The 14,873-nt window shown below is 35.2% G+C and carries 13 protein-coding genes; all 13 read left to right on the top strand.

Annotation, left to right across the window (positions count from 1 at the left end):
* Positions 1-235 precede the first annotated feature (235 nt).
* Entirely contained in the window at positions 236-2,140 is a 1,905-nt protein-coding gene (locus R2876_07990; protein ID MEZ4358528.1) for a nucleoside-diphosphate sugar epimerase/dehydratase, read from the top strand.
* A 304-nt stretch (positions 2,141-2,444) separates the two neighbouring features.
* Entirely contained in the window at positions 2,445-3,113 is a 669-nt protein-coding gene (locus tag R2876_07985; protein MEZ4358527.1) for a sugar transferase, read from the top strand.
* Complete coding sequence (locus R2876_07980) at positions 3,114-3,980, top strand: NAD-dependent epimerase/dehydratase family protein (GenBank protein ID MEZ4358526.1); 867 nt, start codon at positions 3,114-3,116, stop codon at positions 3,978-3,980.
* Between the two features lie 3 nt (positions 3,981-3,983).
* Positions 3,984-5,189, top strand: a complete 1,206-nt coding sequence (locus R2876_07975; protein MEZ4358525.1) for a glycosyltransferase family 4 protein — start codon at positions 3,984-3,986, stop codon at positions 5,187-5,189.
* 1 nt (position 5,190) lies between these two features.
* Positions 5,191-6,216, top strand: coding sequence for a polysaccharide biosynthesis protein (locus tag R2876_07970; protein ID MEZ4358524.1), 1,026 nt, complete (start codon positions 5,191-5,193; stop codon positions 6,214-6,216).
* Positions 6,213-7,322 carry a capsular polysaccharide biosynthesis protein CapF gene (locus R2876_07965; GenBank protein ID MEZ4358523.1) on the top strand — a complete coding sequence of 370 codons (1,110 nt, stop codon included), beginning with the start codon at positions 6,213-6,215 and terminating at the stop codon, positions 7,320-7,322. The genes R2876_07970 and R2876_07965 overlap by 4 nt, the downstream gene beginning before the upstream one ends.
* A 5-nt stretch (positions 7,323-7,327) precedes the next feature.
* Entirely contained in the window at positions 7,328-8,461 is a 1,134-nt protein-coding gene (gene wecB / locus R2876_07960; GenBank protein MEZ4358522.1) for a UDP-N-acetylglucosamine 2-epimerase (non-hydrolyzing), read from the top strand.
* Entirely contained in the window at positions 8,458-9,648 is a 1,191-nt protein-coding gene (locus R2876_07955; GenBank protein MEZ4358521.1) for a glycosyltransferase, read from the top strand. The genes wecB and R2876_07955 overlap by 4 nt, the downstream gene beginning before the upstream one ends.
* 105 nt (positions 9,649-9,753) lie before the next feature.
* Positions 9,754-9,978: a hypothetical protein gene (locus R2876_07950; GenBank protein ID MEZ4358520.1), complete on the top strand. Its 225-nt coding sequence runs from the start codon at positions 9,754-9,756 to the stop codon at positions 9,976-9,978.
* A gap of 92 nt (positions 9,979-10,070) precedes the next feature.
* On the top strand, positions 10,071-10,874 hold the full coding sequence (locus tag R2876_07945; protein MEZ4358519.1) for a glycosyltransferase family 4 protein: 804 nt from the start codon (positions 10,071-10,073) through the stop codon (positions 10,872-10,874).
* Positions 10,871-12,049, top strand: coding sequence for a glycosyltransferase (locus R2876_07940; GenBank protein MEZ4358518.1), 1,179 nt, complete (start codon positions 10,871-10,873; stop codon positions 12,047-12,049). Before R2876_07945 ends, R2876_07940 begins: the two co-directional genes overlap by 4 nt.
* Before the next feature lie 171 nt (positions 12,050-12,220).
* Positions 12,221-13,399, top strand: coding sequence for a Wzz/FepE/Etk N-terminal domain-containing protein (locus R2876_07935; GenBank protein MEZ4358517.1), 1,179 nt, complete (start codon positions 12,221-12,223; stop codon positions 13,397-13,399).
* A 304-nt stretch (positions 13,400-13,703) separates the two neighbouring features.
* Positions 13,704-14,846 carry an EpsG family protein gene (locus tag R2876_07930; protein MEZ4358516.1) on the top strand — a complete coding sequence of 381 codons (1,143 nt, stop codon included), beginning with the start codon at positions 13,704-13,706 and terminating at the stop codon, positions 14,844-14,846.
* Positions 14,847-14,873: the final 27 nt, after the last annotated feature.

Genomic DNA, 14,873 nt, shown 5'->3' with positions numbered 1-14,873 from the left:
CATTTTACATTTACCATAGAATCTAAAGACGAGTGTGAGGGTATAATAGATGCTTATAAAAAGCAAAAGGTGCCACAATTAAGTATAAAAAGAATCAAATAAATTAAATTTTAACATAATATTTAAGTTAATTTATGGTAATTATAATATTATAATACGTTGACAATCGCGAGGATTATGAGATAATATACAGAAGAATATATGATTTTGTATTATTTAAGAAAAGTTGAGAATTATGGGAAGATCTCGGTTCATTAAAATATCACTGTTAATGCTCATGGACTGTCTGTTTATGATGCTTTCATGGGCAGGCGCAGTTGCAATATATACGTATATGTTTAGGTTAAGAGGCTCTATGATAGTTATTTTATTTTCGTATACGTATATTTTATTTGCCATAAATATAATAGTATTTACGATTTTCGGTGTATACAGAAACATATGGCTGTATGCAAGCATTACAGATATGATGCGTATTACTTTTGCCTCTGCAATTTCTAACTTTATAATTTACGTTATTTATAAGATAATCAGCGGATATTGGCAATCGCCTGCTATCGCTGTGCTTGCGTTTTTCTTCCTTTTGGTTATGAGCGGCGGAGTACGTTTCATGCCGCGAATCAAAAGAGAACTTGCGAGATATTTTAAGAAAGACGCAGTAAACGCTACACGTGCACTTGTTGTCGGAGCAGGAGAAAGTGCCTCACTTCTGTTAAAGGAATTGAGAAACGGAAACCGTGCATATACTATAGTCGGAATAGTCGATGACGATACAAAGAAGCAAGGCATGAAACTTTATGGCACAAAAGTGCTTGGAAGCATCAGTATGATAGGGAGAATAGTGGACAGGCTTCAGATAGATGAGATATTGATAGCGATACCAAGTGCGACTAATGAACAGATGACAAGGATAATATCATACTGCCCGCTAAACAGATGCAAAGTCCGTTTAATAAATAGCATAAATGAATCTTCGCAGGGCATAAGCGGCCTTAGAACACCGGATGTACTGGATTTATTAGGCCGTGAAGAAACCAAATTAAACGTAAGTGAAATTTCCAAGATGATAACCAATGAAACGGTTATGGTAACAGGCGGGGGCGGTTCTATTGGATCTGAACTTGTGCGCCAGTTAATGAACTTTAACTTTAAAAGTTTAGTAATATTCGACATGTATGAAAATAATGCATACAACCTTTTACAAGAATTAAAATTAAATTATCCTAATAAAGCAGACGATATTTTTGTCAGAATAGGTAATATACAGGATATTCCCCGTTTAGAAAGGGTTTTTAATGAATTCAGGCCGGCTGTTGTGTTCCACGCAGCAGCATATAAGCACGTTCCCCTTATGGAGGAATGTCCAGAACTTGCCATAAAAAATAACGTTTTTGGAACAGCTAATACGGCGGCTATGTCGCTTAAATACGGAGCCAGGAAGTTCGTTATGATTTCAACTGATAAGGCTGTAAACCCAACTAATATAATGGGTGCGTCAAAGCGACTTGCAGAACGGGTGGTTTTATCCATGAACGGTATCAGCTCGGCTGAAATTACTATTGGGAAAAAGACGCACGAGTTAAGAGTTTCTAATACGGAATTTGTCTGTGTACGTTTTGGAAATGTACTTGGCTCAAACGGCAGCGTAATTCCGATTTTCCAGCGTCAAATAGAAGCAGGGGGGCCCATAACACTAACACATCCTGAGATGACGCGCTTTTTCATGACTATTCCGGAAGCTGCGAGGTTAGTGCTTCAGGCGGCATATATGGCAAAAGGCGGCGAAATATATATCCTTGATATGGGCAAACCAATAAAGATTATGGATTTGGCTAAGACTATGATCCGTATGTCCGGTAAGGTACCGGATGTCGATATAAAGATTGAGGTCATAGGTTTAAGGCCGGGTGAGAAACTTCATGAAGAGATACTAATAGATGAAAAGAGCGCTAAAAAGACCGATAACGGCAGAATATACGTTATCCATCCAATACCGGACAGCAGAAAAGACTTAAAAAATATCTTTGAAGAACTTAAAAAGGCTGAGCATGGTGGCAATCTAAAGGAAAAAGTTGCACAATTAGAACCTACATTTAAACCGGATCAAAACACTGATGAATGCCTTAAAGATATAATTTAAAGACCTTGTTACGTTAAAATACAAGGTCTTTTTAAGAGCTTAATGATAGCGTTTATTAAGAGTTGACGCAGTAATTATTTATATGCTATAATCGACCGAGTGATTAGGCGAAATTTATTAAAATTAGTTTTAACTTTTTCAAGTAAAATAACAGTTTAAGTGCGATTTTGGTTATTTGCCCGTTCACCTATAATATACGATGAATGCTAAGGGTGGTAAATGAATTTAAAATAAAGTATACTGCCGGTATATGCATTCATATTTTTTTTATTAAGTTTGGCAATAATATTTTTTAAGGGCAGATATGAGGCAGGTGTTTAAGTTGTATTTATATGTAAAAAGGATTATTGATTTTATAATTTCGCTACTAGGGATAGTAATTTTGTCCCCAGTTTTTCTTGTTTTAATTATTTTAATAAAGATAGACTCAAAAGGCCCTATATTTTTTAAACAAAAACGGGTAGGTAAAGATAAAAGATACTTTAATATATTTAAGTTCCGTACAATGAGGATAGATACGCCAAAAGACACCCCGACACATATGCTTGAGAATCCAGAACAGTATATCACTAAAGTAGGTAGATTTTTGCGAAAGACAAGCTTAGATGAGCTTCCGCAGATAGCAAATATTTTAATTGGGCATATGTCTTGTGTTGGGCCAAGGCCGGCTCTTTGGAACCAATTCGATTTAGTAAATGAGCGTGATAAATATATAGGAAAATATGGGCTTACGGTAAACGGCATAAGACCGGGGCTTACCGGATGGGCTCAGATAAACGGCCGGGACGAACTGCCTATAGAAGAAAAGGCACGGTTAGATGGGGAATATATAAAAAAGATAAGCTTTTTATTTGATATTAAGTGTTTTCTTGGAACATTTATATCAGTTATCAAAAGTGACGGTGTAGTTGAAGGCGGAACAGGGGAGCTTGAAAAAGCAAAGGCAAAAGAGGCTAGTGAGGTTAAAAAGTAAATGAAAAAGATACTAATCACAGGAGCTAACAGCTACATAGGCACGTCCTTTGAAAAGTGGCTTTCAAAGTATCCTGATATATATAGTATAGACACTATGGATATGATAGACGGATCATGGAAAGAGAAAAACTTTGCAGCTTATGACGTAGTTTTTCATGTTGCAGGGATAGCTCATTCTTCTATAGACCCTAAGTTGGAGCCAATGTACAGAAAGGTAAATACCGAATTAGCAGTAGATACGGCAAAAAAGGCAAAAGAGGACGGGGCAAAATTATTTATATTTATGTCCAGCATGATGATTTACGGCGAAGACAAAAAGATGTGTAAGCCGTTTATAATAACTTCAGATACAAAGCCAAACCCTGCGGATTTTTATGCAGACAGCAAATTAAAGGCCGATATAGCTATTCAGGAAATGGACAACGGCACGTTTAAAACGGCGATTTTGCGTCCTCCCATGGTTTACGGCCCTAAATCAAAGGGAAATTTTCCAAGGTTAATAAAACTTGCGAAAAAAGCCCCTATTTTTCCTAACATTAAAAATGAGAGAAGCATGATATATATAGATAATTTATGTGAGTTTATCCGTATATTAATAGACAGGGAAGAACACGGGGTATTTTTCCCGCAAAACGCAGATTACATCTGTACGACAGACATTATACGCTATGCGGCCAAAGCATTACATAAGAAGATATGGATAACGAAATTAGGCAATCCGTTTATAAAACTACTTAGCTTAAAAGCAGGAGCTGTTAATAAAGTCTTTGGGACCAGAGTTTATGACAAGAATATGTCTTTGATGGACTTAAACTATCAGGTAGAAGGTAATGAAAGTTCCATATATAAATGTATTGAAGGTTAGATTATGAATATTTTAATAGTCAGCCAGTACTTTTACCCTGAAGATTTTAGAATAAACGATATTGCCGTTTCTTTAGTTGAAAGAGGGCATCAGGTTACTGTTATAACTGGTCTACCTAATTACGGAATGGATGGCATACCAAGAGAATACCGCTTTTTTAAAAAACGCAAAGAAGTGTATAAAGGCGTTAAAGTTATAAGAATGCCTATTACTGCCAGGAGAAAAGGCGCTTTTTGGAGGATACTTAATTATAAGACCTTTGCGCTGTTCGGGGCTTTTTATGCTAAGACAGCAAAAATAGATTTCGACTGTGTATTTACATATGAGATATCTCCTGTAACCGTAGGCATACCCGCTATCAGCTTTGCACGAAGAAAAAAGAAAAAACACCTTTTTTACTGTATTGATATATGGCCCGAAGCTGTTTTGTCATGGGGCGGAACAGACAAGGGGATTATATATAAGATTGCTAAAAAGATAAGTAATTACGTGTATAAAAGGTGCGATTTAATAGCGGTGTCATCTGAACCGTTTGAAGATTATTTAAACGAGAAGATGGGCGTTGATAAGAGCCGTATAACCTATCTTCCGCAGCACTGCGACGATATTTATAGTAATATAGCCGGTAAGTATACAGACAACAGCTGTACGGATTTTATGTATATAGGCAATATAGGCAGCGTACAAGATGTAGAATGTATTATCAGGGCAGCTAAAGACTTAAAGGATAAAGAGGGTTTTCATATCCATATTGTTGGGAACGGGTCTAATTTCGATAATGTAAAGAACCTAAGTTTACAGTACGGGCTTGACAAGATAATTACTTTTTACGGACGTATTCCTTATAGTGAGCTAGAGGAACTATATATTTTGGCAGATGCATTTTTAATAACTTTAAAGGGAGATTCGTACATAGGCAATACACTGCCTGCGAAACTTCAAAGTTATATGTCTGTTGGAAAGCCTGTAATAGGCGCGATCAACGGGGCAGGGGCAAACGAAGTTTATAAATCCGGATGCGGAAAAGTCGCTTCCTCTGGTGACAGTGAAACACTGGCTAAAATAATGCTGGATGTTATAAAAAACCCAGATATTTATAAAGAGTGTGGTAAATCGGGGCGCAAATACTATGAAGATAACTACACAAAGGACAAGTTTATAGACAAGTTGCTTAATTTGTTTTATAGTCTCTTAAAGGGGGAGAAATAAGATGTTTAAGAACAAAACTCTTTTGATTACAGGTGGAACAGGGTCTTTTGGTAATGCCGTTTTAAACCGTTTTCTTGATACGGATATCGGGGAAATACGTATTTTTTCACGTGATGAAAAAAAACAGGACGACATGAGAAGAGATTACCATAACGATAAGATAAAGTTTTATATAGGCGATGTAAGGGACATAAACAGTATAAGAAATGCTCTTCATGGAGTAGATTATATATTTCATGCGGCGGCGTTAAAGCAAGTTCCGTCTTGCGAGTTTTTTCCTATTGAGGCGGTTAAGACAAATGTCCTAGGTACGGACAACGTTTTGACAGCGGCGATAGACGAAGGCGTTAAAAAAGTTATTTGTTTATCAACCGATAAGGCCGCTTATCCTGTAAATGCTATGGGCACTTCAAAAGCTATGATGGAAAAGGTGTTTGTAGCTAAATCGCGCACGGTAGATCCTGATAAAACGCTTATATGCGGGACAAGATATGGAAACGTCATGTGCTCAAGGGGAAGCGTAATACCGCTTTTTATAGAACAAATAAAGATGGGCAAGCCTTTGACTGTCACGGTGCCTGAAATGACAAGGTTCATAATGAGCCTGGAAGAAGCCGTTGAACTGGTCTTATTTGCATTTAAAAATGCGCAAAGCGGGGATATAATGGTACAAAAGGCTCCTGCATGTACGATAGATGTACTTGCTAAGGCAGTAAAAGAGCTTTTTCATGCCGATAATGAGATAAAGATAATAGGTATCCGGCACGGAGAAAAGATGTACGAGACACTTCTAACTAAGGAAGAATGCGTACATGCAATAGATATGGGAAGTTTTTACAGAGTACCGGCAGATAAGCGCGACCTTAATTATGATAAGTATTATGTACAGGGAATCGGAGATAACAACGAGATAGAAGAGTTTAATTCTAACAACACACAATTACTTAACGTAGACCAGGTTAAGAAAAAAGTTTTAGCACTTGATTATGTTCAAAGAGAATTAGCTGAATGGGAGAAAAAAAGATGAAACTGTTTGTTACCGGTGCAAAGGGTTTTGTAGGCAGAAATCTGATTACAGAATTAAAACACAGAAATTACACGGATATATTTGAGTACGATGTAGACACAGACAAAAGCCTTCTTGAAAAATATGCTGCTGAATGCGATTTCATATTTCATCTAGCAGGTGTAAACCGCCCTAAAGACAATGCTGAATTCATGGAAGGAAATTTCGGGTTTACATCTGATTTGCTTAACAGCCTTTTAAAATATAACAACAAGGCTCCAATACTAATGACATCATCTATACAGGCTGCACTTGATAATCCATACGGACAGAGCAAGAAGGCCGGAGAAGATGTGATATTTGAATACGGGCAACAAAATGGCGTGAAAGCTTTGGTATACAGGCTGCCTAATGTGTTTGGCAAATGGTGCAGGCCGAATTATAATAGCGCAGTTGCTACATTTTGCAATAATATAGCACATGATCTGCCTATAACGGTGAACGATCCTAACGTTTCGTTAAACTTAGTTTATATAGATGATGTAGTTAATGAGTTCATAAATGCTATGGAAGGGAAAGAAAGCAAAGACGGTAATTTTTGCTTTGTGCCCATTACACATACTGCTAAACTGGGCGACATAGTATCTATGCTTTATTCATTTAAAGAAAGCCGTAAAAATTTAAGCGTTCCGGATTTCTCAGATGAATTCACTAAGAAGCTGTATAGTACATATTTAAGCTATCTTCCAGAAGAAGGATTTTCTTATCCTTTAACCATGCATGCCGATAATCGAGGTTCGTTTACTGAAATTATACGCACTGCATCCCAGGGCCAGTTTTCTGTAAATATATCCAAGCCCGGAATAATAAAGGGCAACCACTGGCATCACACGAAAAACGAAAAGTTTCTCGTAGTCTCCGGTGAAGGCATAATACGTTTCAGAAAAATCGGAAGCGATAATATCTTTGAATACAAAGTAAGTGATGAAAAACTTGAAGTTGTGGATATTCCGCCTGGATATACTCATAACGTTGAAAATACGGGAAAGACAGATATGGTCACTTTTATGTGGGCAAACGAGTGTTTTAACCCGGATAATCCAGATACGATCGTTGAGGAGGTATAGGGGATTTGAATAAATTAAAGGTAATGACTATTATCGGGACACGCCCGGAGATAATCCGTTTATCAGAGGTCATAAAAGCGTGTGATAAATATTTTAACCATATACTGGTACATACAGGGCAAAACTGGGACTATACGTTAAACCAGGTGTTTTTCGAAGAACTTGGCCTTCGATCACCTAATTATTATTTAGACAGCGCAGGAAAAAACCTAGGTGAGACTATGGGAAACATAATACAAAAGAGCTATGAAGTCCTCTTAAAAGAAACGCCGGATGCGCTGCTTATTTTGGGAGACACAAACTCCGCGTTGTCAGCTATCCCAGCAAAGAGGTTAAAGATTCCTATTTTTCATATGGAGGCGGGGAACCGCTGTTTCGACCAGAATGTACCGGAGGAGATAAACAGGAAGATTGTAGACCATATATCAGATATAAATTTACCTTATACGGAACATTCAAGAAGGTATCTTTTAAGCGAGGGCTTTAGGAAAGAGCATATATTTGTAACCGGTTCTCCAATGAGTGAAGTTTTAAAAGCTCATAAGGAAAAAATAGAACAAAGCGATGTTTTAAAACGTTTAAGTCTTGAAGCGGGTAAATATATTTTGGTGTCTGCACACAGAGAAGAGAATATAGACAACGAAGAAAATTTCATGTCGCTTATGAACGCTATTAACAATATAGCTAAGCGCTATAATATGCCGATTATATATTCGACTCATCCGAGAAGCAAGAAATTCATTGAAGAACGTGGGTTTAAATTTAACCCTCTGGTTCAAAACCTAAAGCCGTTTGGTTTTATAGACTATAATCAGCTCCAGAAGAATAGTTTTTGCGTTTTGTCAGACAGCGGAACGCTGTCGGAAGAAAGTGCGATGCTTAAGTTTTGCGGAATACTTTTAAGGACGTCTACAGAGCGCCCGGAAGTTTTGGATAAAGGCACTGTAGTCATTGGCGGGATAACCGGAGAGAGCGTTGAGCGTGCTATTGAGCTTGCGGTTTCTATGAGGGAAAACAACGAGCCAACAGTTCTTGCAAATGATTATGAAGACCAAAACGTAAGTGTAAAGGTAGTAAAAATAATTGAAAGCTATACGAAGATAATAAATAAATTTGTATGGGGGAAAAGCAATAGTTGAAGGTTCTTCAAATAAACTCTACCTGCGGATACGGAAGTACGGGAAAAATCGCGGTAGATTTATATAAAACGCTTTTGGATAAAGGGCATGACTGTGTTATTGCATACGGGAGGTATAGTGCGCCGGATGTTAAAACTATAAAGATCGGCGGAAAGTTAAATAACTATATCCATGTTTTTGAGACACGGCTTTTTGATAACCACGGACTTAGTTCCCGCATGGCAACTGAAAAGCTTATAAGGCAGATATCCGATTACGGGCCAGATATAATTAATCTTCACAATGTCCACGGCTATTATATAAACTATAAAATTTTATTTAAATATCTAAAAAAGATAGACAAACCGGTTGTGTGGACACTGCACGACTGCTGGGCGTTTACCGGGCATTGTGCGCATTTTGACTACGTAAATTGTGACAAATGGGAAGAAATATGCCATGATTGCCCACAAAGTAAAGAGTATCCTAAAAGCTTATTGGCAGACCGTTCAAGAAAAAATTTTGAAATAAAAAAAGAGTTATTTACTTCTCTTAAAAAAGTAACATTGGTTACTCCATCGAATTGGTTGGCAGGCCTTGTTAAGCGCTCTTTTTTAAATGTATACCCTATAAAGGTAATTAACAATGGAATCGACCTAAATACATTTAAACCAACTTCAAGTGATTTTAGGGTAAAGTATGATCTTCAGGATAAAAAAGTTGTACTTGGCGTTGCAAATGTCTGGAGCGAAAGAAAGGGATTTGACTATTTAATAAAGTTATCTAAAATGCTCGATGAAACATTTAAGATAATAATTGTTGGACTAACGCCTAAACAAAAAGATGAGTTGCCTGAAAACATAATAGGAATAACGAGGACAAACAGTGTTGATGAGTTAGTTAAAATATATTCTGCTGCAGATATATTTGTCAACCCGACATTGGAAGACAACTTCCCGACGACAAATATAGAAGCGCTTGCATGCGGTACACCGGTAGTAACATTTGATTCAGGCGGAAGTGCAGAGATGATAGATGAGAGTTGTGGTTATAAGGTAGAACGTGGAGATTTAGAGGGCTTAGGTAGAGCAATTAATAATATTGATAAAAAAGATTTGTCGGCTGCGTGCACAGAGATGGCAGCGCATTTTAATAAAAATGATAGGTATGTAGAATACTTAGAGCTTTATAAAGAAGTGATGATTTAAAAGGATATAAGATAAAAATATGAGAGAAATTTTAAAAGAGGAAGTAAGGCTCCTACTAAAATATTTTTTATTGGAAATAAGCTTAATAAAGGTTAGGTAGTTTTAGTGAGTGATATAAAAGTATTATATATAACAAATAGCCCAGCGCCGTATAGAGTTGATTTTTTCAATGAGATAGGCAAGGGCTGTGATTTAACAGTTTTATTTGAAGAAGAAACAAAATATTCAAAAGATCGGGATTCTTCTTGGTTTAGAGAGGAATATCATAATTTTAATGCTGTATTTTTAAAATCCAAACGTTTTTACGATTATATTATAATATTGGCGTAAAGAAATGGATCAAGAGCAATAAATGGGATATAGTCGTTGTATGTGGATATGCGTCTTTGACTATGATGTATACGATAAGACTATTAAAAAAGATGAAAAAGCGCTTTTTATTAGAAGTAGACGGAGGAATTATCAGGCAAGAGAATAAACTTAAGTATTTAATAAAAAGGTATTTTATTTCATCTGCATCAGCCTGGTTAAGCTCTGGAGATAAGACAAATGAGTATCTAACTTACTATGGTGCGGATAAAAATAACTTATATACTTATCAATTCACTTCGCTATGGGGAAAAGATATATGTAAAAAAGTTTATGATAAAGAAACAAAGAAAAGTATACGGGAAGAGTTGGATATAAAAGAAAAAAATGTTGTAATTTCAATAGGGCAGTTCATTTACCGTAAAGGATTTGATATATTACTAAAAGCAGCCAAGTCCTTAAACGATACTGGTGTTTATATAGTAGGTAGTAAACCCACTAAAGAGTATGAGAAAATAATTTCAGATTATGGGATTAAAAATATATACTTTCCGGGCTTTAAAAAGAAAGAAGAACTAAAAAAGTATTATGAAGCTGCGGATTTGTTCGTGCTTCCAACTAGAGAAGATATTTGGGGATTAGTTATAAACGAGGCAATGGCAAATAGCTTACCGGTTATTACTACGGATAACTGTGTAGCAGGTTTAGAATTGGTCGAAAATGATGTTAACGGGTATATTGTTCCTGTCGATAACGTTAAAGAGCTTGCTGATAAAATAAATAAAATTTTATCAAACGAAGATCTAAAAAATAAAATGGCAGGAAACAGCCTTGATAAAATAAAGAGTTATACTATTGAAAATATGGTAAAAAGACATATCGATGTATTTAACCAGTTTTTAGGGGAAAAAAGTTGAAGATTTTATATGCGTCTTGCGCGAGTACACCTAGTACATGGAAACGCTTATTTGAAAAAAGTAAGAGTATACCGGGACAGGCTGTACAAAAATACCATAGGCTATTGATCCGAGGTATAGCCAAAGACGAAGGCTGTGATATTACAGCAGTTTGCGTATTGCCGGTAACCAGGCAGAATTATCCGCACCTTATGTTAAACATAAAAGATGAAGAAGAAGCAAGAGCTTTATACCACTATATATCTATGGTAAATTTACCAGGCATAAAAAATCTATGCGCTATATCTGGAGCATTTTTTACGTGCCTTGGACAATGTATAAAAAACAAGGATGCAGTTGTTATATGTGATATATTAAATATGTCTGTATCATACGGTGCCATTATGGCTGCAAAAGTTACCGGGCGAAAAAGCGTAGGGATAGTAACGGACGTACCTTCATTATTAAGAAGCAAGAAAAAAGGGTTACTTGTTAAAATAAATAACTTTTTAATGAAGAGACCAGATGCGTATGTATTTTTAACGCCGCAGATGAACGAGCTTATAAATACTAAGAATAAACCATACGTGGTTATAGAGGGACAGGTCGACGAGAACATGAACGCTGTACCTAATATACTTAAAAATAAACCTGAAAATAAGATAATACTATATGCAGGCGGTATACAAAAAAATTATGGAATAAAAATTTTAACCGAGGCATTCATAGATGCGGATATTGAAGGTGCTGAACTGCATATATACGGAGACGGAGATTATAAAGACGAGATTATTGATTTATGTAAAAGGCATAAAAATGTTAGATATTTCGGAAACGTTACTAATGATATAGTAATAAAAAGTGAGATTTTAGCTACTCTGCTAGTTAACCCTCGGCCAACAACGGAGGAATTTGTTAAATATTCTTTTCCTTCGAAGAATATGGAATATATGGCATCCGGAACACCTGTTTTAACTACAAAGTTGCCGGGCATGCCAATTGAGTATTATAATCATGTATATTTGATAGAAGACGAAAGCCATGAAGGTATGGTAAGTACACTTAAAAATGTATTGTCACTAGATAAAAAGATACTTTATCAAAAAGGCAAAGCTGCCAAAGAATTCGTATTGAAAGAAAAAAATAATGTTGTTCAGGCACATGAGATAATCAAAATTATTAGAGAGATTATATAGTGAGCTTATGTTAAGCTATTTAAACTGATAAAAGAAATACAATTTTACTTAGACCTATCATTTAGTATAGTGTAAGGCGCGTTGACATTTATTATCGTACTAGATATACTTATGAAAGAATTAATTAAAACGCAAAGAGCTAGTACATTTAAAAAATTTTAAGGAGAAAATATGGAGAAGACTGGTAATGATCAAGTAATTGATCAACAGGAAATATCTTTAATAGGAATAATTAAAAAGCTTTGGGACAAAAAATGGATAATTGCTATAGTTACAGTTAGCTGTATTTTACTCGGGAGCATATATACATTTGTATTATTAAAAGATACTTATCAAAGTGAATCTACTATTTTAGCGGAAGCAGATGAAGAAGTGTTAGGTTTTACATTAGAAGACTATAAGCAGCAGTTAAAAAGCCAGGAACTTATAGATACGATAATTAAAAGCCTGGGTATGAGTATGAGCCCAGACGAGCTAAATGAAAAAATCGATGTAAGTAGTACAGATGCAAATATACAAGTGGTTGTAAGATTAAGTGACCCGGAAACATCAATTAGCGTGACAAATGCGTTGGTAGAGAATTTCATACCATATATGACAGAAATTGCACAAGAAAAAAGTGAAAGCGAAATTGAGGCGATATCCGTCAAGGCTGAGGCAGCAAAAAGTAAACTTTTAAATCAGTCCGATGCATTAAATGATTATATTACTAAACACCCAAGCAGCAGCTATCTAGATTTGGAGATTGAGACTTTAAAATCGCGGGCAGCACAATATCAAACCGAATTGGTAGATACAGACAAAGATATATTGGTATATAAGTCTATGCTTGCTGCGTTATATGATAGAGCAGATGATATCGGATTAAATATTAAAAATAAGATATCATTAGAAGATGACACGATAGACGCCACATATCCTGCATATAGTAAACTTGACAGTGCTTCATTAAGGAAGGAGATCACTAACACAGAGACGGCGCTTTCCAAAGCCAATGCAGAAAAAGAGGCGATAGCTGTCGCTATTGAGGATACTCAGAATTTAATCAACGAAAAACAATCAGAGCAAGCATCGGCAGAATATGAGTATAATTATTTAGACAATAATTATCACACAGCACTTAATAGCTACCTTACTTACCAACAAAGATTGATGGATCTAAGGGATAGAGCTTCATCAGACTATGGAGAAACTCATTTTACCATAATATCTAAAGCAGTTACCAGTACTGCCATTAAACCAAACCATGTAAAAAACTTGGCGGTAGCACTATTGATTGGTTTACTTCTTGGAGCAGCGATTGTTTATATACGGGATTATTTCCAAAAGTTTTTCAAGAAAAAGCAATAGCATAGGATAATGAAATAGTATTATAGCGATAAAAATAATGGCAGCATACTAACTTTATTTTACTAAGTATTTAAGGATAATTGGGCTTGGTGAGCTTTAAATATGATATTATATACATCACTTCTATACCGTTTATTAACTATCCTGCTGATGTATATATTAAAAGAGAGGTTTGCTTTATCAGCTTAATGATATCAGGTAAGACTTCATGGCTACGGGAAAGCTGATAATATGTTCTTAACAGTGCTTTATTACTATTATGAAATTGTATTTATAAGCCCAATAGCGTAAAAGGAGACGGTAATTGTATTTTATTATATTAGCACTAGGATTAATACTTTCTGCAATAAATGACAAAAAACATATTTCTTTTAAGTTATTAGTCTTAATACTATTAGTATTTGCATTTTTACGATACGGGGTAGGCACAGATTATTTTTCATATAACTTCCTTTATGACAGGCTCAACCCTTCATTGTTTCTTGAGCTTACTCAAGGAGTCGACAACCAAGAGATCGGATTCAGGCTCTTTGGTTCGTTATTAAAGGGAATTGGGTTTTCATATCAGTTTTATTTGATAATCATTGCTTTCATAAACATATTTTTTATTTCATTAACATGTAGTAAGTACAGTAAAAATCCAACATTTTCGTTATTAATATATTATAGTTTTTACTATCTTGTATGGACTTTCAGCGGTTTAAGGCAGGGAATTGTCATTGCGATAGGTGTATATTATTTACTGGAATATATACAAAAGAACAAACATCTTCGTTTTTTATTAATAGTTTTGCTACTAACAACCATACATTTGTCGGCTTTGATTTTAATACCACTTTACTTTGCATCAAAAATAAATTTCAAAAAGAAGACATTGCTTATAATTTTATTAAGCAGTCTGGCTTTTGCAATGATTCCATGGGGCAATATATTAAAAAATTTTATATGGATCCCATTCATTAGCCGAATAATTCTTTATATAGATACATCTACTTTTTCACTAACAAGATTACTAGATTTTCAGAGTATTGGAAGATTTGTATTTCTTATTATTATATTTTTCTATTATGACTCTTACGCGAGACAAAATGAAGTTTCTAAAAAGATTCTTAATATCTATATTATTAGCATGATACTATACTTTGTTTTTAAATTTTCAGAATTGACAGCAGCTAGGTTATCAATATACGGTAAGATATTAGATATGATTATTTTAGCCAATACTTATTATTTATATAAGGAAAGGATCAATAGAATTCTTTATTCCGTTTTAATGATTTTATTATTAGTGGTATATTTCAATAAAGAATTGGTTGCATTAAAAACACAGACTGGTTTGGTTACCGAGAGCCAGATAAATATACCGTATACTAGTATTATCGATAAAGAGCGATACGAATTTGATAATTCATTATATGAGATCTTGTATCCTGACGAAAGCTCATAAAATGATAGATAAAGCAGAATTAATTAT

It is taken from the genome of Eubacteriales bacterium, assembly GCA_041390245.1.
Taxonomy (GTDB): Bacteria; Bacillota; Clostridia; order Christensenellales; family JAWKQI01; genus JAWKQI01.
This window is presented reverse-complemented; position numbering and strand designations above follow the sequence as displayed.